The 18,813-nt window shown below is 64.7% G+C and carries 22 protein-coding genes and 1 tRNA gene; 12 read left to right on the top strand and 11 right to left on the bottom strand.

Annotated elements, in window-relative coordinates:
• Positions 1-9 precede the first annotated feature (9 nt).
• The gene (locus tag JQ591_RS20500; RefSeq protein ID WP_211397804.1) at positions 10-717 is read right to left on the bottom strand and encodes a GntR family transcriptional regulator; all 708 of its coding nucleotides are present in this window, start codon (positions 715-717) and stop codon (positions 10-12) included.
• A 266-nt stretch (positions 718-983) separates the two neighbouring features.
• On the opposite strand from JQ591_RS20500, the gene JQ591_RS20495 reads away from it, so the two are divergent.
• From JQ591_RS20495 to JQ591_RS20470, 6 genes are all read left to right on the top strand, one after another.
• The gene (locus JQ591_RS20495; protein ID WP_211397803.1) at positions 984-1,970 is read left to right on the top strand and encodes an ABC transporter ATP-binding protein; all 987 of its coding nucleotides are present in this window, start codon (positions 984-986) and stop codon (positions 1,968-1,970) included.
• Positions 1,971-2,012: 42 nt separating this feature from the next.
• A complete protein-coding gene (locus JQ591_RS20490; RefSeq protein ID WP_211397802.1) occupies positions 2,013-3,302 on the top strand; it encodes an ABC transporter substrate-binding protein in 1,290 nt (429 codons plus the stop codon).
• Positions 3,303-3,306: 4 nt separating this feature from the next.
• A complete protein-coding gene (locus JQ591_RS20485) occupies positions 3,307-4,266 on the top strand; it encodes an ABC transporter permease (protein ID WP_211397801.1) in 960 nt (319 codons plus the stop codon).
• 3 nt (positions 4,267-4,269) lie between these two features.
• Positions 4,270-5,148: an ABC transporter permease gene (locus JQ591_RS20480; RefSeq protein WP_211397800.1), complete on the top strand. Its 879-nt coding sequence runs from the start codon at positions 4,270-4,272 to the stop codon at positions 5,146-5,148.
• A gap of 20 nt (positions 5,149-5,168) precedes the next feature.
• Positions 5,169-5,900, top strand: coding sequence for an aspartate/glutamate racemase family protein (locus JQ591_RS20475; RefSeq protein ID WP_211397892.1), 732 nt, complete (start codon positions 5,169-5,171; stop codon positions 5,898-5,900).
• Between the two features lie 177 nt (positions 5,901-6,077).
• Positions 6,078-6,572 carry a hypothetical protein gene (locus JQ591_RS20470; protein WP_211397799.1) on the top strand — a complete coding sequence of 165 codons (495 nt, stop codon included), beginning with the start codon at positions 6,078-6,080 and terminating at the stop codon, positions 6,570-6,572.
• Between the two features lie 168 nt (positions 6,573-6,740).
• Here JQ591_RS20470 and JQ591_RS20465 read toward each other — a convergent pair whose 3' ends face one another.
• Together JQ591_RS20465 and JQ591_RS20460 are read right to left on the bottom strand one after the other, a co-directional pair.
• Positions 6,741-7,082 (bottom strand): hypothetical protein, encoded by a 342-nt coding sequence (locus tag JQ591_RS20465; RefSeq protein ID WP_211397798.1) that lies wholly within the window; start codon positions 7,080-7,082, stop codon positions 6,741-6,743.
• 102 nt (positions 7,083-7,184) lie between these two features.
• Positions 7,185-7,499: a hypothetical protein gene (locus JQ591_RS20460; RefSeq protein WP_211397797.1), complete on the bottom strand. Its 315-nt coding sequence runs from the start codon at positions 7,497-7,499 to the stop codon at positions 7,185-7,187.
• 96 nt (positions 7,500-7,595) lie between these two features.
• Here JQ591_RS20460 and JQ591_RS20455 point away from each other — a divergent pair, with 96 nt between their 5' ends.
• Positions 7,596-7,811, top strand: a complete 216-nt coding sequence (locus tag JQ591_RS20455) for a hypothetical protein (protein ID WP_211397902.1) — start codon at positions 7,596-7,598, stop codon at positions 7,809-7,811.
• Positions 7,812-7,841: 30 nt separating this feature from the next.
• On the opposite strand, the gene JQ591_RS20450 is transcribed toward JQ591_RS20455, so the two are convergent.
• The 3 genes from JQ591_RS20450 to JQ591_RS20440 all read right to left on the bottom strand — a co-directional run bounded on the left by JQ591_RS20450 (position 7,842) and on the right by JQ591_RS20440 (position 10,614).
• Positions 7,842-9,488, bottom strand: a complete 1,647-nt coding sequence (locus JQ591_RS20450; protein WP_349630392.1) for a PAS-domain containing protein — start codon at positions 9,486-9,488, stop codon at positions 7,842-7,844.
• Positions 9,489-9,662: 174 nt separating this feature from the next.
• Positions 9,663-10,193 carry a gamma carbonic anhydrase family protein gene (locus JQ591_RS20445; protein WP_211397795.1) on the bottom strand — a complete coding sequence of 177 codons (531 nt, stop codon included), beginning with the start codon at positions 10,191-10,193 and terminating at the stop codon, positions 9,663-9,665.
• A 91-nt stretch (positions 10,194-10,284) separates the two neighbouring features.
• Positions 10,285-10,614 carry a DUF6949 family protein gene (locus JQ591_RS20440; RefSeq protein ID WP_211397794.1) on the bottom strand — a complete coding sequence of 110 codons (330 nt, stop codon included), beginning with the start codon at positions 10,612-10,614 and terminating at the stop codon, positions 10,285-10,287.
• Between the two features lie 220 nt (positions 10,615-10,834).
• Between JQ591_RS20440 and JQ591_RS20435 the strand changes: the two genes are divergently transcribed.
• A complete protein-coding gene (locus JQ591_RS20435; RefSeq protein WP_211397793.1) occupies positions 10,835-11,542 on the top strand; it encodes a hypothetical protein in 708 nt (235 codons plus the stop codon).
• 15 nt (positions 11,543-11,557) lie between these two features.
• On the opposite strand, the gene JQ591_RS20430 is transcribed toward JQ591_RS20435, so the two are convergent.
• Positions 11,558-11,776, bottom strand: a complete 219-nt coding sequence (locus tag JQ591_RS20430) for a DUF3126 family protein (RefSeq protein ID WP_027567779.1) — start codon at positions 11,774-11,776, stop codon at positions 11,558-11,560.
• A 136-nt stretch (positions 11,777-11,912) separates the two neighbouring features.
• Entirely contained in the window at positions 11,913-12,737 is an 825-nt protein-coding gene (gene cysE / locus JQ591_RS20425; RefSeq protein ID WP_007602549.1) for a serine O-acetyltransferase, read from the bottom strand.
• Positions 12,738-13,012: 275 nt separating this feature from the next.
• Between cysE and JQ591_RS20420 the strand changes: the two genes are divergently transcribed.
• Positions 13,013-14,389: a hypothetical protein gene (locus JQ591_RS20420; RefSeq protein ID WP_211397792.1), complete on the top strand. Its 1,377-nt coding sequence runs from the start codon at positions 13,013-13,015 to the stop codon at positions 14,387-14,389.
• Here the strand turns inward: JQ591_RS20420 and JQ591_RS20415 are convergent.
• Both JQ591_RS20415 and JQ591_RS20410 read right to left on the bottom strand, forming a co-directional pair.
• Positions 14,375-15,130: an alpha/beta fold hydrolase gene (locus JQ591_RS20415; RefSeq protein ID WP_007611849.1), complete on the bottom strand. Its 756-nt coding sequence runs from the start codon at positions 15,128-15,130 to the stop codon at positions 14,375-14,377. The two genes, JQ591_RS20420 and JQ591_RS20415, sit on opposite strands and share 15 nt — an antisense overlap.
• A 34-nt stretch (positions 15,131-15,164) precedes the next feature.
• Positions 15,165-16,301: a hypothetical protein gene (locus tag JQ591_RS20410; RefSeq protein ID WP_211397791.1), complete on the bottom strand. Its 1,137-nt coding sequence runs from the start codon at positions 16,299-16,301 to the stop codon at positions 15,165-15,167.
• Between the two features lie 306 nt (positions 16,302-16,607).
• Here JQ591_RS20410 and JQ591_RS20405 point away from each other — a divergent pair, with 306 nt between their 5' ends.
• Both JQ591_RS20405 and JQ591_RS20400 read left to right on the top strand, forming a co-directional pair.
• Positions 16,608-16,853, top strand: coding sequence for a zinc-finger domain-containing protein (locus JQ591_RS20405; protein ID WP_007602543.1), 246 nt, complete (start codon positions 16,608-16,610; stop codon positions 16,851-16,853).
• A gap of 19 nt (positions 16,854-16,872) precedes the next feature.
• The gene (locus tag JQ591_RS20400; RefSeq protein WP_211397790.1) at positions 16,873-18,075 is read left to right on the top strand and encodes an FAD-dependent monooxygenase; all 1,203 of its coding nucleotides are present in this window, start codon (positions 16,873-16,875) and stop codon (positions 18,073-18,075) included.
• 25 nt (positions 18,076-18,100) lie between these two features.
• Here the strand turns inward: JQ591_RS20400 and JQ591_RS20395 are convergent, their stop codons facing one another.
• Complete coding sequence (locus JQ591_RS20395) at positions 18,101-18,541, bottom strand: twin-arginine translocation pathway signal (RefSeq protein ID WP_211397789.1); 441 nt, start codon at positions 18,539-18,541, stop codon at positions 18,101-18,103.
• Positions 18,542-18,713: 172 nt separating this feature from the next.
• Here JQ591_RS20395 and JQ591_RS20390 point away from each other — a divergent pair.
• Positions 18,714-18,802: transfer RNA gene (locus JQ591_RS20390), tRNA-Leu, on the top strand.
• Positions 18,803-18,813 lie beyond the last annotated feature (11 nt).

The following is an 18,813-nucleotide window of genomic DNA, read 5'->3' as shown; positions in this document are numbered from 1 at the left end:
CCTCTGAGGTCAGACCCCGAGCACATCCGCGAGCCGCAACTCGTCGGCGGCGGGATCCTTCAGGAACAGCTCGGCCTCGATCTCGTTCAGATGCGACAACATCTGCGCGCGCGCGGCCTCTCTGTCGCGCTTGCGGATCGCGGCGACGATGCCGGCATGATGATCGGTGCCGCAGGCCGGCGTGTCGTGCCGGCGGTAGAGCAGGATGATGAGCGAGGAGCGCGCGATCAGCTCCTTGAGGAAACCGAGATAGATGCTGTGGCCACTCATCTCGGCGACGAGTCGATGAAAGTCGCCGGAGAGGCGGACCGAAGCACGCGCGTCACCACGCAGCTCCGCCTCGCGTTCCTCGGCAAGATGCCGCTGGAGACGCCCGATCCAGGCCGGCGACACCGCGTCAACGGCGTGATCGACGATCGTCGGCTCGATCAGGCGGCGCGCCTCGAACACTTCACGAGCGTCCGCAGGCGTGGGCCGCGCGACGAAGGCACCACGGTTCTTCTCGATGTTGACGATGCCCTCATGCGCGAGCTGTTGAAGCGCGGTGCGAACCAGCGTCCGGCTCGAGCCGTAGATCTCGCCGATCTCGTCTTCGCCGAGTTTCGTGCCGGGCAGCAGGCGATGTTCGAGGATTGCCGCAGTCACACCTTCCCGGATGCGGCTGACGCGATCGCTCGCATCTGGCGCGTCGGATTTCGGTCGGGACTTGGCGGCCATGAGGGTGAGGACTCGATCGGCAAGGTTCGGCCTCGGATGGTAGTCGACGAGCTGTATCCAATCACAGGCGAAACTTTATACAATCCTCGCCCGTTTTGTGTGCACGCAACTGCGAAGGCGGCGAGCCGGCCGGATATGTCGGATTCGATCTAACGATCTGACTCCGCTGCACTGTTTCGGAATTCGGCCGGCCAAGGGCGATACCAGGGCGATTGGCACGGACCTTGCGGAGAGAGGCGAAGCATCGCCCTCGTCTCGGACACGCCATGGCCACTCCCGCCGCTCTCGAACTGGTTGCCGTCACCAAGCGCTACGACACGACGCTGGCGGTCGACTCCGTCAATCTGAAGATCCCGGCCGGCACCTATTGCTGCCTGCTCGGCCCCTCCGGTTGCGGCAAGACCTCGACCTTGCGCATGATCGCCGGCCACGAGGCGGTCAGCGAAGGCGACATCATCCTGGGCCCGCAGAACGTCACCGATCTCGAACCCGCCAAGCGCGGCACGGCGATGATGTTCCAGTCCTACGCGCTGTTTCCGCACCTGACCGTGCTCGACAACGTGGCGTTTGCCCTGAAAATGCGCGGCATCGACCGGCCGACGCGGCACAAGCGCGCCGGCGAGTTGCTCGAGCTGGTGGCGATGACCCCCTACGCGGCCCGGCTCCCCGCACAGCTCTCCGGCGGCCAGCAGCAGCGCGTCGCGCTCGCCCGCGCGCTGATCACCGAGCCGCAGATCCTGTTGCTCGACGAGCCGCTCTCGGCACTCGATCCGTTCCTGCGGGTGAGGATGCGGGGCGAATTGAAGCGGCTGCAGCGCGAGCTCGGCATCAGCTTCGTCCAGGTCACGCACGGCCAGGAAGAAGCGATGGCGCTCGCCGACCACATCGTGGTGATGAACCAGGGCAGGATCGAACAGCAGGGAAGTGCCCGCGACATCTTCCATCATCCCCGCACCGAATTCGTGGCGCGCTTCATCGGCGGTCACAACGTCCTCAGCGACGCAGGCAAACTCGTCGCCGTGCGCGCCGATCAGCTCGGCATCGTGCCGTTCACTGACGGCGCCTTCGGCGCGCCGGCGCTGCTGACCCAGACCGAGTACCAGGGCTCCTACATCGCCGTCTCGCTCACGCTCGAAGACGGTACCGCCCTGTTCTCCCGCCTTCCCGAGGCCGCCTTCGACGCTCATCAGTTCCGACCGGGCGATCGCGTGCTGGCCACCTGGGATCCCGCCAAGGCGCAACGTCTGCAATAGCGCCGATCAATCACCGGAATGCGCAACAGAGGAGTGACTGATATGACCGAAACGACCAGGAAGAAGGGCCTTAGCCGCCGCACGCTACTCAAGAGCACCGCGGGTCTCGCCGGCCTTGCCGCCGGCTCCGGCGCCATCACCGGCTTTCCCTATGTCATGTCGGCCGAGCCGAAGGTGCTGCGCTATCTCGGCACCGCGGTGAACGAGGGCGACGACATCTCCAAGCAGTGCCTGAAGGACACCGGCATCAAGATCGAATACATCACCGCGACCACCGACGACGTCACCAAGCGCGTGATGACCCAGCCGAATTCCTTCGACGTGCTCGACACCGAATATTTCTCGCTGAAGAAGCTGGTGCCGTCCGGCAATATCCTTGCCCTCGACTCCAAGAAAATCAAGGAATTCGACAACATCACACCGGTCTTCACGAAAGGCGAGACGCCCGGCGGCAAGAAGATCGGTGGCCAGGGCACCGCGCCCTGGAAGGTGCTCTACCTCGAGGGCAAGGATTCCAAGACCTTCTCCAAGACGGCGACCGAGTTCGTCACGCTGATCCCGACGGTCTACAATGCCGACACGCTCGGCATCCGTCCCGACATCATCAAGCGTCCGATCAGTTCGTGGGCTGAACTTCTCAACCCCGAATTCAAGGGCAAGGCCTCGATCCTCAACATCCCCTCGATCGGCATCATGGACGCCGCGATGGTCGTGGAAGCCTCCGGCAAGTACAAATATGCCGACAAGGGCAACATGACCAAGGAAGAGATCGATCTCACCATGAAGGTGATGACGGAAGCGAAGAAGGCCGGCCAATTCCGCGCCTTCTGGAAGGACTTCAACGAGAGCGTCAACCTGATGGCCTCGGGCGAGACCGTGATCCAGTCGATGTGGTCGCCGGCGGTGACGAAGGTCCGCTCGATGGGCATTCCCTGCACCTTCCAGCCGCTCAAGGAAGGCTATCGCTCCTGGGCCTCGGGCTTCTGCGTCTCCAAGGGCGTCTCGGGTGCGAAGCTCGAATGGGCCTATGAGTTCGTCAACTGGTTCCTGTCCGGCTATGCCGGCGCCTATCTCAACCGCCAGGGCTACTACTCCGCCGTGCTCTCCACCGCGAAGGCGCATATGGAGCCTTACGAGTGGGCCTACTGGATGGAAGGCAAGGCGGCCGAGAAGGACATCAAGGCGCCCGACGGCTCGCTGCTGGAGAAGGCCGGCGCCGTGCGCGACGGCGGCTCCTACGAGGACCGCATGGGCGGCGTCGCGTGCTGGAACGCCGTGATGGACGAGAACGACTACATGGTCCGCAAGTGGAACGAGTTCATCGCGGCGTAATCTGATGGACACGTCGGAGGACATCCTGCAACAGGCATCCCCGGATCTGGTCCGGGGATCGGAGACGGCGCGCCGCAGCAAAGCGGCGCGCCTGTCGCCCTCCTTCATCTCCTGGCTCCAGGCCGGGCCGATGATGCTGGTGTTCCTCGCTTTCTTCCTGATCCCGCTCGTCTTCGTCGTCATCGTCTCGTTCTGGGACTACAACGAATACCAGTTGCTGCCGGCCTTCTCGGGCCGCGGTTACACCGACACGTTCGAGGGCTGCATCGCACAGCTTCCCGATCTCTGTACGATCGGGCGAACCTATGTGAAGACGCTGAAGCTCTGTGTGATGGTGTGGGCGATCACGCTTTTCATCGGGTTCTGGGTCGCCTACTTCCTCGCCTTCCACGTCAAGTCCAAGACTTGGCAGATGGGACTGTCGCTGCTCTGCACGATCCCGTTCTGGACCTCCAACGTCATCCGCATGATCGCCTGGATTCCGCTGCTCGGTCGCAACGGCCTGGTGAACTCCGGCCTGCTCAAGAGCGGACTGATCAACCAGCCGCTGGAATGGCTGCTGTTCTCCGAATTCTCCGTGGTGCTGGCGCTGGTGCACCTGTTCACCTTCTTCATGGTAGTGCCGATCTTCAATTCGATGGTGCGCATCGACAAATCGCTGATCGAGGCCGCCTACGACGCCGGCGCAACCGGCTTCCAGACGCTCGTCAACGTCATCATTCCCCTGGCAAAACCCGGCATCGTGATCGGCTCGATCTTCGTCATCACCATCGTGATGGGCGACTTCATCACCATCGGCGTGATGGGTGGCCAGCAGATCGCCTCTGCCGGCAAGATCATCGAGACACGGGTGAACGCGTTGCAATTCCCGGCCGCGGCCGCGAATGCCGTGATCCTGCTCGTCATCACCTTCCTGATCATCACCATGATGTCGCGCATCGTCGACATCAAGAAGGAGCTGTAAGCGATGACGGAGGGCCGCCCGCGCAGCTTCTACGTGCTTGCGATCTTCTTCGCGGCTTATGTGCTGTTTCTGTACGGCCCGATGATCGCGATCTACGTCCTGTCGTTCCAGGGCCCTCAGGGCGGCCTCACCTTCCCGATGAACGGCGTGTCGACTTTCTGGATCGCAAAACTGTTCCAGGGCACCGGCATCGTCGATCTCGGTGCGGCCTTCCGCCGCTCGCTGCTGCTCGGAATCATCGTGATGATCGTCACCGTCGTGCTGTCGGTCGCCGCCGGCATGGCGTTCCGTCGCAAGTTCAGGGCGCAAAGCATTCTGTTTTACTCGGCGATCGCGAGCCTGATCGTGCCCTCGATCATCACCTCGCTCGGCATTTCGCTTGAATTCCGCATCATCGACGATTTGATCAAGGCGCATTGGAACGAGAACTTCGAGACCTCGATGGGCCTGCTCACCTCCGGCCTCGGCGCGCATCTGACCTGGACGCTGCCGTTCGGCCTGCTCATCATGTTCGCGATCTTCAACCGCTTCGATCCCCGGCTGGAAGAAGCCGCGCGCGATCTCGGTGCGACGCCGTGGCAGGCCTTCCGTCATGTCGTGCTGCCGATCATCCTGCCGTCCGTGATCGGCATTGGATTGTTCGGCTTCACGCTGTCCTGGGACGAACTCGCGCGTTCCAGCCAGGCGATCGGGGCGGTGAACACGCTGCCTCTCGATCTCCAGGGCCTCACCACCACCGTGACCAACCCTGACATCTATGCGCTCGGCACCGTGATCTCGGCCGTCTCGTTCACGGTGATCACGCTTGCGCTTGGCACCATCCACATGCTCAACAAGCGACAGGCGGCCAAAGGCTCGGACGCCGGCAAGGGGCTTGTCTGAGAAGGGGCTTGTCTGATCTGATGCGGCTTCACGTCGTCAATCCCAACACCACTGCGACCATGACGGTGAAGATCGCGGCTGCCGCGCGCGCTGTCGCGCTGCCCGACACCGTGATCGATGCGCGCCAACCCACGATGGGCCCGGTCTCGATCGAGGGATTTTACGACGAGGCGTTCGCGGTGCCCGGCATGCTCGGCTGCATCCGCGAGGCCGATCGCGACGGCGCGGATGCGCACATCATCGCCTGCTTCGACGACACCGGCCTCGACGCCGCGCGCGCCGCGGCAAAGGCACCCGTGATCGGCATTGGCGAGGCCGGCTTCCATATGGCGAGCCTGATCGCCGCGCGCTTTGCCGTGGTGACGACGCTCAGTGTCTCCATCGTGCCGATCGAGCATAACTTACGGAAATACGGCCTCGCCGATCGCTGCGCCCGCGTCCGCGCCGCCGAGGTCCCGGTGCTCGCACTCGAGGAGCGCAACACCGATGCGCTCGCAAAAATCTCGACGGAGATCACGGCCGCGATCCGCGACGACCGCGCCGAGGCCATCGTGCTCGGTTGCGCCGGCATGGCCGATCTCGCCGATGAACTCGCCGCGGCGCACGGCCTGCCCGTGATCGACGGCGTCGCCGCCGCGGTGACCTTGGCGGAATCACTGGTGCGACTGGGACTGAAGACTTCCCGGCTCGGGGCCTATGCCGCGCCCCGATCGAAGACCTATTCCGGGCCGTTTTCGCCGTTTCAGCCCTGATCTTCGCCCCTGACGGGCGTTCGGAGGCCTCAAGGCCTCCTGATTGCTGGTTTTTTTGCTCTTAGCCTCTTTTTGGTCCCATTCCTTGCCGAAACGTAACGTTTTCGGGACGCCCCGGCGACCTCAGGGTTGCCGGTCTTCGCCACTCACCAAGTTTCAATTTGGGTTTTGTCAGCGATGATCGATCTCGCAGAGGACGCACCGTCCAACCCCCTTCTTCGCCTCGGCGCCCAGCCCATCGCGCTGACCGCCGCCGCCCTCTTCCTGCTGATCGCCGGTGTGACCTCGATCGCAATCTGGCGCGCCTATACCGGCTCGGCCCCTGAGGCCGACCGGGTGGTGGCGTCGCGGCAGCTTCAGGCTCGCACCGCACAGGCGTCCGAGCAGCTGGTCGAGAAGACCAAGGGGCTGGAGGCAACCCAGCAGGAGTCGATTGACCAGCTCCAGGTCGTTCAGGACCAGCTCCAGAGCGTGAAGCGGTTGCTCGCATTCCAGCAGGCCGACACCAAACGCCTGTCCGAGCAGGTCGCAACGCTGAACGAGTCCATCGACGGCCTGCGGCAGTCCTTCGCCAGCGCCCGGGCCACCGAGGCGGAGACCCCCTCGGTTACCCGCAGGAAACCGGCGCGGCACCGCGTCCATGCGAGCGTACGCAAGCGCTCGCGCGGCTGAGCCGCCCGCAACGCGACTTTAAATTCTCCTACTTGTGAACTGGTTCACATTCGCCCGTATGATTCCGAGCGATGCTCGCCGTCACCGGATGGCGTGAGCCGATTTCAATGTCCGGGGCTGGCAAGGTCGTTGACGGTATATTGCGTCAACGACCTTGTTTTTTAGTGCCTATTCGCAGACATCCACCGGTCGGATGCGCCAGCCCGACGGCGTCATGACGCGCTTCCGCACGACGTAGCAGCCGCCATAGCCACCATCGTCGTAGCCGGTACCATAGTAATAGGGATTGCCGTAATAAGGGGAGCCGTAGCCGTAATAGCCGCCATAGTAGCCGGCGCCAGCGATACCCGCCCCGATCGCAATCCCCGGCCAGAAGCCGCCGCCGTGCCAGTGGCCGCCGTGGCCCCAGCCGCCACCGTGGCCGAAACCGCCCCGCGCCTGGGCCGCCTGCGGGACCGACACCCCGACTACCGCGACGGCCAGCGCCGCCATCATCATCTTGCGTAACATCACTCGATCCTCCGCGTGGACACGCTCCACGCTCAAAGCAGGATCAAGCTAGCGTCCCCTCGGCATTCCGGACAGCCACGCTGTCTCACTTCCGCGCGAGCATCAGCAGCCACGGCAGATGCTCTTGAGTTTCTTGTCGAGCAGCCGGTTCTCAGCGTTGACGGCGGCATCGCTCCCGCCACCGGGGCCGGTGCCGGTGGTGACGCCAGGCGAACCGCCCGATGATTGCGCCGTACCCAGGCTGTTGGTGCCGGGTGACGGAGCGGGAGAGTTTGCGACACCACCGGCCGTGCCGGTCGATCCGCCGGAGCCGGTTGCGCCGCCGGTCGCTTGCGCGAACGATACGGCCGGCATCGCCGCAAGGGCAAAGATCACGAGGACGATCCTGATTGAGCGGGTCGTTGACGATCTGGCCATCGGAAATTCTCCTTCGCCGGTCAACGGCCGCGGCCAAAACCGGTTCCGGAACAAATGCCGTTGCATCAGCTTGAAAGCGGGAAGGCAGGCACGATCGTGCCCAAACTGAACGCGTTCGACGCGGCAAACCAGACAGGCGAAATCACGATGACGGATCGCGATCCATTTGCAGAGGGCGAACGTGCCGCGCGCGAGAACATTCCGGCAGAAGCCAATCCGTACCAGGACGGCAGCAACGAGCATGCGCTGTGGGCCGCCGGCCACGAGAAGGTCGCAGGCGCGATCGAAGCGAGCGAGTCCGAGGGAAGCTGACGCGCCGCTTCGGATGGCGCGCGCCGATGACTACGCGGCCGCCACCATCTTCTCGGTCCGGTCCTCGACCATGGTCACGAACATGTGGGACTCTTCGCCCGCGCCGCCGATCTGGACACGGCGGGCGGAGATCACGCGGCCCCCGCGCGCGGGATTGTCGATGGTATCGACGATCGGCTCGAGCTGCTGCTTCTGCGCCAGAAGCTGCTTGTCGCGCCGCTCGATCAATTCGGCCGCCTCCGCGGAGAACAACTCGCGCGCGGTCTTGCCGATGATCTCGCCGCGCGACATGCCGATCATCTTCTCGGCCGCCCTGTTGACGAAGACGTAACGCAGATTGCGCGCGTCCTTGGCGATGATGCCCTCGGCCACGTTCTCGATGATGGTGGCGAGAAAACGCTCCATCCGCTCGAGAATGCGCTCGCGCTGACGCAGCTCGGTGACGTCTTCCTGCACCGACACCCAGCCGCCGCCATCCATCGGACGCTCGTAGATCTTGATGATGCGGCCGTCGTTCAACGCGATCTCGTGCGCTGCCGGCTCGCGCCTGGCGATCCGGTCGAGAACCGCCGCCAAATATTTCGCGACGTCGCCGCTGAACAACCCGCTCTTGACCCGATGCTGGAGGATCTCCTCGAGCGTCGATCCCGCCTGGATCGTCTCCGGCAGATTGTAGATCTGCCGGTAGTTGGCGTTCATCGCGACCACATTGGCCTTGCCGTCGAGCATGATCAGACCCTGCGGCATGCTGCTGATCGCGGCCGACATCTGCCACTTCTTGGCCTGGTACTTGTCGTTGAACTTGTCGCGCTCGGTCATCGCCGCGTCGCGCGCCTGCGCAGTGCCGAGCTCGAGCTCCTCGAGCTCGAAGATGCGCGCCACGGCGTCGCGGAAGTTCTGCACGGCGCGCGCGAGACCTCCGATCTCGTCGTGACGGCCGAGATGCGGCACCTCGCTCTTGACGTCGCCGCCGGCAATGCGGTCGGTCGCTAGCGTGATCTCAGCCAGCGCCCCGACCACCGAGCCCCGCATGACGACGACGTTCAGCCCCGCGAAAACGAGCGCCGCGAGCCCGAGCGCGAACAAATAAGCCGCGGCATAGCGGTTCTCGTTGGCAAGTTCGTCCGCCTCGCGGGCGCGCTGCCCGTAGATCCGTTCCAGCGCCTCCAGATCGAGGTTGAGCTTGCTGCGCAGCGTCCGGTTGGCGTCGTTGTCGCCCCATTCGCGCGCTGCGGCCGGACTGATCTCGAGCCCGCGCCGAACAAGCTCCCGGCGAAATTCGATGAATTGCGCGATGCGCTGGCGGAAGCTCGAGACTTGCGCGGCATCGTCGTCGGCGACGGTCCGCTCCATGCTCTTCACCGCCTCGGCGAGTTCGCGGATACGGCGCACCAGACCGTCGGCGAACGGCTTCATCGCGCCGCGATCGGCGGACATGTAGATGCCGCGCGATTCCATGACGATGGCATAGATCAGCGTGTTGATGCGCCCGACATTGATCGCGGCCTCCGCCGAGGAGGCGTGCATGTGGCGGTAGGTCGTCTGCAGGCGGACAGTCTGGATCGACATCACCAGCAGGAAGGTGGTGACGATCGCGAGAAAGCCGGCAATGCTGTAGACCTTCTCCGCAACGCTCAGCGTATCCGCGCCGCGAGCGAACCGAACGAGCTTTTTCACGAATTTGGTTCCGGCGCCGAGTCCGGATCCCAGCGCCGCCGCTTGCATGGCGCCACTCCTCCTGGTTGAAAGCGTTCCAGGATAGGCATTATGGCGCTAGCGGAGGATTAAAATACCGGCAGGTATTTTTACGGTTCGGAACCAGATGCCGGCCGTGCACGGCCTGCGTGCATCTCAGTCGATCCGTTTCAGGCCCTTCTTGAACCGTGGGCCGTTGGCGACATAGAATCTGGCGGCGCTGCCCATCTTTAGCACCTGGGCGTCGTCGAGCGTGCGGATCACACGCGCCGGCGAGCCGATGATCAGGGACCGTTCGGGGAACTCCTTGCCCTCGGTGATGACGGAGCCGGCGCCGACGATGCTGTTGCGGCCGATCCTGGCGCCGTTCATCACGATGGAGCCCATGCCGACGAGCGCGCCTTCCTCGACGGTGCAGCCGTGCAGGATGACGTTGTGGCCGACCGTGCAGTTCCTGCCGATGTGAAGCGGAAAGCCGAGGTCGGTGTGGCAGGTCGAGCCGTCCTGTACGTTGGCCCCCTCGCCGATCTCGATCCACTCGTTGTCGCCGCGCAGCACCGCGCCGAACCAGACGCTCGCACCCGGCTTCAGGCGCACGCGGCCGATCACGGTGGCGGTCTCCGCGATGAAGTAATTGCCGTCGGCGGGAAGGTCGGGCGCCTGCCCGTCGAGCTCGTAGATCGCCATGAGGGTCTCCTGTCGCGTCAACCCCAGCCATAGCGAAACGGCAGCCTTGACGCAAAGGGCCGCCGCGCAGGCAGCCCCTAAAGCGCGCGCATCAGACCAGAACGCCGGCCGCGCGGAGCGTCATCAGGAAGAAGGTGCCGCTCATCATGCTCCAGAAGCCGGCGATGACCGTCGCCATCATCACGAATTCGACGCGGCGGCTTTCCACCTGCCTGCCGCGCAGGGTGTTGCGCATGATGATAAAGGGCGCCGCGAACACCAGGAACGGAACCGCCGCGAAGGTCTTGGGCGCCACGCCGTCCTGCAGCAGACCGAAGCCGGCGGGCCGCTGGGCGACCGCCTGGTATCCGCTCACGAGCGCGCCCGCGAATGCGAAACCGATGCAGATCGCGAAGAAAGTATTGAGAGCTTCAGGTGTCATCGGAACGGTCCGCCTTACGCAACGCCGGAGCTTTCCTGTGACAAATGGGGCTGGTTAACGCTACATTATCCTTAAGGGAAGGTTAACGCCGCCGGCCGTTCCACGCAGGCCTCTCTCCCTTCCCTGCAGCCGGTGAACGCTCCGTGAAATCGCCGCCGCGTGGCATATTCGCCGCTGATTCGTCGGCCATCGGCCGACTTCCGGTTCATTCGCGCGGCTCATGACAGTGTTTTCGGCAGCCTCCCCTCAGTCCCCCCGGACGCGCACACGGGCGCACGTCGTCCCGATCGTGCTCGGCGGCACTGCCGCCGTGTGCGCGGTCGCGCTGGTCGCCTATTTGTTGTGGCCAACCTGGGGCTCGAGCGGCGCGAACGCCCCGGACAAGCTGCCGGTGAGCGTCGGCGGCACGCTGTTCAACCTGCCGACCACTGCGATCCGCATGAAGATCCAGCGCCACTCCGGGCCGCAGGAGCGGATCGATCTCGACTTCCTGTACCCTTCACTGGAACCGCCGGGCGCGCCGAAGCACGTCACCGCCGAGAGCGTGGATGCGGCGATGCAGCCGATCGACCGCATCTTCCTGTCCATCGCCGCGCATCGCGATGCGCTCTCGCCCGAGCAACGCACGGCCACGATCTATCCGCGCTATCTCGACCAGGCTGCGGCGACGCCCGAGGACGGGCTGACGATGCGGATGTTCCGCGCCGATACGCCTTACGGCAGCGAGGATCTCTATTCCGCCGCAAGTCCCGCGCTGACCGCGCGCTGCACGCGCGATGCGGCGACGCCCGGCATGTGCCTGTCCGAACGCCGCGTCGGCGGCGCCGACCTCACCTTCCGCTTTCCGCGGAGCTGGCTGTCGCAATGGCGCGACGCGGCGGAAGCGATGGACCGGCTCACCGCGCAGTTGCGTGGGCCGCGGACTTAACACTCGCGGTGACGATTATTCCTGATCGACGAGATCGTCTTCGAGGATCGCCATCTGGAACTGGAACGAGCGATCATCGTCCTCGTCATCGACGAAGAGCACACCGATGAATTCCTCGCCGATATAGACCTCGGCGGAATCATCCTTCTTCGGCCGCGGCACGACGCGGATCTTGGAATTGCCGAATACGCGCTTCAGATACGCGTCGAGCTTCCTTACTTCCTTGACGTCCACGGCAAGTCTCCAATCGAAATCTGGTTGGCGGGGTTTTAGGACGAGACGCGCCGAACCGCCAGCATGAATTGCCAAAGAATTTGGGGACGAAAGGGCCGGAAAATCCGGCCCTTACTCTCGCGCTTGAAGCCCCGTCTCAGAGTCCCATGGCGTTGATCATCTGATCCATGGTGCGCGACGGCTCGGCACAGCCGGCTTCACCGACGACCTTGGCAGGCACGCCCGCGACCGTGACGTTGTGCGGCACCGGCTTGACCACGACCGAGCCTGCCGCGATGCGCGCGCAATGGCCGATCTCGATGTTGCCGAGGATCTTTGCGCCGGCGCCGATCAGGACGCCGTGGCGGATCTTGGGATGACGATCCTCATTCTCCTTGCCGGTGCCGCCGAGCGTGACGCCATGCAGGATCGAGACGTCGTCTTCGATAAGCGCCGTCTCACCGCAGACGAAACCGGTGGCATGATCGAGGAAGATGCCGCGGCCGATGCGCGCGGCGGGATTGATGTCGGTCTGGAACACCGCAGACGCCCGGCTCTGGAGATAATACGCAAAGTCCTTGCGGCCCTTCAGATAGAGCCAATGCGCAAGGCGATGGGTCTGGATGGCGTGAAAGCCCTTGAAATAGAGCAAGGGATCGATGAAGCGCGAGGTCGCGGGGTCGCGGTCGTAGACGGCGACGAGATCGGCGCGGAAGGCGTTGCCGAGATCCGGATCGTCGCGCAGCGCCTCGTCATAGGTCTGGCGCACGAGATCGCCCGACAGCGCGGAGTGATCGAGCCGGTCGGCGACACGATGGATCACCGCATCTTCCAGGCGGCTGTGATGCAGCACCGTCGAATAGATGAAGGTCGCAAGCTCCGGCTCGCGGTGGACGATGTCCTCCGCTTCGCCGCGGATCCGATCCCAGATCGGATCAAGCGTTGCGAGCTTTCCTCCCGGATTGACCTGATGCACTGCCATGAGATCTGCTCTTTCGAATTGGCTCGTTTCGCTGGTTCTATAACACAGTCTAGGCGACAAAGTCCCGACGGGCTTGCCTGAGAGTGAACAGTGCGTTGCCCCGTGCAAGCATGCCAACGCGTTGAATCACATCAGTTTCTTCTAATGCCCCGGGCGGCAAGGTCGGCTCAAAATGGTCAGGGTTTTGCCAAATTCAAGCCGGGCGGCGTCAAACTATTGGTGAATTCCGCCTCAACGGTGATTGCGGGCATGGTCCGGGCGAGGACGGAGCGGATTTGAGCATCACCACCGATCATTTGCGCGCGGGCGCCGCTGATACCTTCTGGCTGCGGCTGGCCGCAATGGGCCTGCCGCTCCTGATGATCGCGCCGGCGTTCTGGAACGGCTATCCGCTGTTGCAATGGGATACCGGGGGCTATCTGGCGCGCTGGTACGAGGGCTATCTCGTCCCGAGCCGCTCCACCGTGTTCGGCATCTATCTGCACTATGGCGAGAGTTTTGGTTTCTGGATCAACCTCGCGGTCCAGTCGCTGGCGACGCTGTGGCTGTTGCAGCTCACTTTGCGCGTGCTCGGCCTGATGCAGACGTTCCGCTTCGTCGCGATCAGCCTGCTCCTGATCCTGTCGACTGCGCTGCCCTGGCTTGCGAGCATGCTGCTCACCGACATTTTTGCCGGATTGGGGGTGCTGTCGCTGTTCCTGCTGGTCGTCGGTGGACAGCGGACCTCGGCGTTCGAAAAAATCTCGCTGTTCGTCTTCACCGCCTTTGCCGCCGCGACCCACAGCGCCACGCTCGGCGTGCTGCTCGGGCTCTGCGTCGCCGGCTGGATGGCGCGGCCGTTGCTGGGGCGCCGGCTTCCGATCGCCGGACTGGCTCAAGCGAGCCTCACCATCGTCGCCGGCGGCCTGATGCTGGTGTCGGCGAACCACGCCCTGTCGGGAAAATGGACATGGACGCCCGGCGGCACCGGCGTCGCGTTCGGCCGCATGATGCAGGACGGCATCGTCGCGCGTTATCTTGGCGATCACTGTCCGCGCGAAGCCTTCAAGCTCTGCCCCTACCGCAATGAACTACCGGCGAGCGCCGACCAGTTCCTGTGGGGCAAGAGCATGTTCAACACGCTCGGTCGTTTCGAAGGCATGAACGACGAGATGGGCTACATCGTCGTGCATTCGCTCGCCGATTATCCGGCGTGGCAGGCCGGCGCAGCCTTGAGCGCCATGGGCCAGCAATTGCTGCATGTGGCGACCGGCGAAGGCACCAATGGCTGGATCCCGCACACCTATGGCATCATCGAGCGCTACATCCCCGCGCAGGTCGCGCCGATGCGCGCGGCGCGCCAGCAGCACTGGGCTGTCAATTTCGACGGCGTCAACCGGCTGCACGTTCCCGTCGCGCTGGCCTCGATGCTGGCGCTGGTCGTGTTGCTCGCGCTTTCGCTCAGGAACCGCCGGCTCGACGATCTGACACTGCTGGCGGCAACCGTCGTGCTGGCGCTGCTCGGCAACGCCTTCATCTGCGGCGTGATTTCCGGCCCACACGACCGCTACGGCGCGCGGATGGTGTGGGTCGCGACCTTCGTGGTGCTGATGGCGCTGGCGCGGCGGTTGAGCAACGACGAACCGGCGGACGAGACCTCAGCCGCGGCGTGACAGGAAATCGAGCACGCCGGTCTTGTAGACCTTGTCGCCGACCGCACGCATGTGGTCGCGGTTTGGAATGTCCAGCACTTCCGAACCCGGAATGATCGCACCGAGTGCGCTGGCCGAGCCCGCGACGTCGTCGGTGCTGCCGACCGCGATCAGCACGGGCACGTCGATGCGCGCGGCTTCGTCCTTCGTCATGAGATCGCGCGTGCCGCGCAGGCAGGCGGCCAGTGCCTTGCGGTCGGAACGGGTTTGGTCTGCGAAAGCACGAAAGGTGCGCCCGACGGGATCGGAGACGTCGTCGAGCGAGGGCGCTTCCAGCGCCTTCGCCACGTTCTCGCCGGGCCCGGTGCCCTCGATCAGGCCGCCGATGCCGATGCCGCCGAGGATTGCCGAACGCAGGCGCTGCGGCTCGTTGAGGGAGAGCCACGCCGTCATCCGTCCGCCCATCGAATAGCCCATGAGATCGGCCTGCGGGATGGCGAGGTGATCCATCAGCGCGAGCACGTCACCGGCCATGGTCGGGATCGAGTACTGCGCGGGCTCGTACAGCTTTGCGCTTTCGCCATGGCCGCGATTGTCGAGCGCAATGACGCGGCGGCCGTTCTTGCGCAGCTCCGAGACCCAGGTCGGATAGACCCAATTCACGTTCTTGCTGGAGGCAAAGCCGTGCACCAGGATGATCGGATCGCCCTCGCCTTCGTCGAGATAGGCAATTTCAACGGCGCCGTTGTGAAAGCTCGGCATCATCAGTTCCGCAATCTTGAGGGGAAGAGGTATCTTAGGCCGTGACGGCAGCGCTTGCCAGAACGGCTTCGGCGGCGATCTGGGCCCGGCGAAGTCGCCGCGCCCGTCTGCGATCGCACCAGGCCTGGGTCAGGCGCTCAGTCGTCGCCTTGATCGAAGACAACAGGCCGAACAGCGTCAGGGCCGCACCGAACAGCCAGAGTGCGAGATCGAACGCCCCGCCGATCAGCAGCAGCGCGCCGCGGCCGAGCAGCTTCATGATCGCGCGCGTCTTGCCGCCCTGCGCTTCCGCGAGCCGCGCCGCGCGTGCGACGTCCTTGGGGCCTTCGGCGATGCGCAAGCTATCCATCGCGCCGCGCGTGCCGGTCCTCTCGACGACGCGCGTGACATCCTTGCCGAGCCGAACCAGCGCGCCGGCCTTCTCGGCGCGGAACGCGGCCTTGATCGCGCTCACGGTCTGGCCCGGCCGCAGCACCGAGCCGGAGGCAACCGCGTTCTGGAGCATCGGCGTATCGACGACCTCGCGCGCGGACCGGCCGGCCCATGCCGCTAGTCCCTCGCCGAGCCGGCCCACCTTGCGCGCGTCCTTCACCAGCGTCAGCCCCGCGCGCACCGGCGCGGCACCGCCGACGGAGACGTAGGTCACGGCCGTGACCGCGAGACCCGCGGCCGCAAGGCCCAGCACCAGGCGATCGGTCTCCTCGCCCATGGCGAGGTGCTTGCCCTCGCGCACGACGTCCCTGATGTCGCCGATCACGAAGAGATCGCCGGCCACGGTTCCCGACAGGCTCGCGACATCGTCCGCATTGCCGGTGACGAGACCCGTGGCAAACCGTTTTGCGAAATGAGACGTGGAATTTTCGACTTTGACCGCGTCGCCGACACGGCTCAGAAGGTCGTCAGGCAGCGCGATGCTGCGGTCGCGCGCCAGCACGACAAAACTGTCGGCGAGATCGGCATCGCCCGATGCGAGCGCGACCTCGATGTTGTCCTGAATCAGGCGGTCGTTATGCCGCAGCAGCGCGTCGAGCTTGAGTTCGGAGAGCGCGGCGGGATCGTCCTGGGCGGCCAGAATCGCGCCGGCCTCGCGGGCATGCGGTGCTACCTGCGCGAGCATGAAGCCGCATGCCGCGATACCGGTCAACGCTGAGCTGATTCGCAACCACTTCATGCGGAAAGCCTGGACGGTCCTGAGATCGTTGACGCCTGACGGTTCGTCTTTCGTCGCAATTGCGCTCCTCCACAGACATAGTATGCCAAAATTGCGACACAACGTCCCCGACGAAAGAAGGGCTTCTCTCAGGCCGCAAGATTGTGTCGAATTTGCATGAGCAAATGAGCATGGGGCGATTGCGGAGCTTTCGGTTCCGCTGGACTAGCAATCATCTGCACCCACCAGTATGGTCCGCGGCGCCTCAATAATGCCGCGTCAGTCGTGATTGTGTCTGCCGCCATTGCCACTCCAGGATGAGTTACGATGTCCGACCATGTCGTCCCGCACTTCCATAACGATGCCGGTGTCCCCGTCATCGAGATCGGCTCGCAAGAGTTCATGTGCGTGGGCGCCAACCCTCCGTTCGATCATCCGCACGTCTTCCTCGACCTCGGCAACGACAACGAGATCATCTGCCCCTACTGCTCGACGCTGTACCGTTTCGCCGCCGACCTGAAGGCGGGCGAAGCCCGTCCGCCGGAATGCGTCCTGAAGGACAAGGTCGCCTGACCGCTTCCATCGGTCAGGGGTGGCGCTCTCCCGAACGATTGTCATCGCCGGTGCCGGCATAGGTGGACTGACGGCTGCGCTTGCGCTCGCCGCCCGCGGCTTCCGCATCGTCGTACTGGAAAAGGCCGAGCGGCTCGAGGAAGTCGGCGCCGGCCTGCAACTCTCCCCCAATGCCAGCCGCGTACTGGTCGAGCTCGGCCTCACCGAGCGCCTCAAGCTGCGCGCCGTGATCCCGGAGGCGGTCTCGATCATGAGCGCGCGGGCCGGCGGCGAGCTTTTGCGCATGCCGCTGGGAGAAGCCGCCGCCGCGCGCGCCGGCGCTCCCTATTGGGTGGTGCACCGCGCCGACCTTCAATCCGCCCTCGCCGGCGCAGTCTCCGATCATCCCGATATCGACCTGAAACTCGGCGCGACCTTCGAAGACGTCGCGCCTCACGCCAAGGGGCTGACGGTCGTCCATCGCAGCGGCACGATCCGGCGCAGCGATCTCGCCAGCGCGCTGATCGGCGCCGACGGCATCTGGTCGACGGTGCGCCAGCATCTGTTTCCCGAGGTGCAGCCGCGCTTCTCCGGGCTGATCGCCTGGCGCGGCACGCTCGATGCCACGCAACTGCCGAAGGACTACACCGCGCGCCGGGTCCAACTCTGGATGGGCCCGAATGCCCATCTCGTCGCCTACCCGATCGCGGGCGGACGCCAGATCAACGTGGTCGCGGTGCTGCCGGGTACCTGGAACAGGCCGGGCTGGAGCACGCCCGGCGATCCGCTCGAGGTGATGGAGGCCTTCGCCGCGCCGCGCTGGCCGCCAGCGGCGCGCATGATGCTCGCCACGGTCGATAGCTGGCGGAAATGGGCGCTGTTCGGCGTGCCTGACGACTGCCCCTGGAGCAAAGGTCCGGTCGCGCTGCTCGGCGACGCCGTGCATGCGATGCTGCCGTTTGCGGCCCAGGGCGCCGGCATGGCGATCGAGGACGGCGCGGTGCTCGCGCAGCATTTGAGCCTCGAGATCGCCGAGAGCACCGCGGGCATCACCGCTGCGCTGAGACAATACGGCCGTACGCGCCAGGCGCGCGTGCGGCGGGTGCAGCGGACCGCGCGGCAGCAGGGCCGCATCTATCATTTCAGTGGGCCGCTCGCGTTGGCGCGCGATCTTGCTATCCGCGCGCTCGGCCCGGACCGCATGCTGGCGCGGCAGGACTGGATCTACGACTGGCGGCCCTGATGCGAGGCGCTGGCGGCAGGACGTTTCAGCGCACTGCTCTTGGCTTGTTCGGAGCAGGCTTGATCGGGCGGGGATTGGCTGCGGGCGCCGGCGTCGCCTCGGGCGGCGTTTCCCGACACTTGTTGCGGCGCCAAGCGTCATCGGCCATCTGCGCCTGCCCGCGTACCGCGATGTACTCGTTCCGATAGGCGAGCTCCGACACGACAGCGCCGCCCGCGCCAGTCTGTGCCTTGTCCATCAGCCTCTGCAAATCCACGGTGCGGCTGGCGAGCGACTTGCGCTCACCTTCGAGCTGCTTGCATTCGTACAATTCGTACTTGGCGGGATCGGCAAAGGCCGGAGCGATCGTCTCGCTCATGCCTGCGCAACCGGACATCGCGAAGCCGGCCGCGAGCAGCGCGACGGCCACGCAGCAGGTGCGCAGGCGATATTGGATCAAAGCCGCCGTTTGGATCAAAGCAGACATGCCGGATGAATAGTCCCCGTGGATTGAGAATGCCTAAAGCAACAACAGGTGTCCGGATTGAGGCTTTGCCTTGTGCCGCCGGCTCGCCTAAGGAAGAACCGCCCCTCCGGCCCGCAAACGCCAATTCCAGACGGCCGGAAAGGGACTTAAGTGATTGATCTCATTGGATCAAGCGGGCATGGCGGAATTGGTAGACGCAAGGGACTTAAAATCCCTCGGCGCGCAAGCGCTGTGCCGGTTCGACCCCGGCTGCCCGCACCACGAGAGCCGAC

It is taken from the genome of Bradyrhizobium canariense, assembly GCF_018130465.1.
Classification (GTDB): Bacteria; Pseudomonadota; Alphaproteobacteria; order Rhizobiales; family Xanthobacteraceae; genus Bradyrhizobium; species Bradyrhizobium canariense_C.
This window is presented reverse-complemented; position numbering and strand designations above follow the sequence as displayed.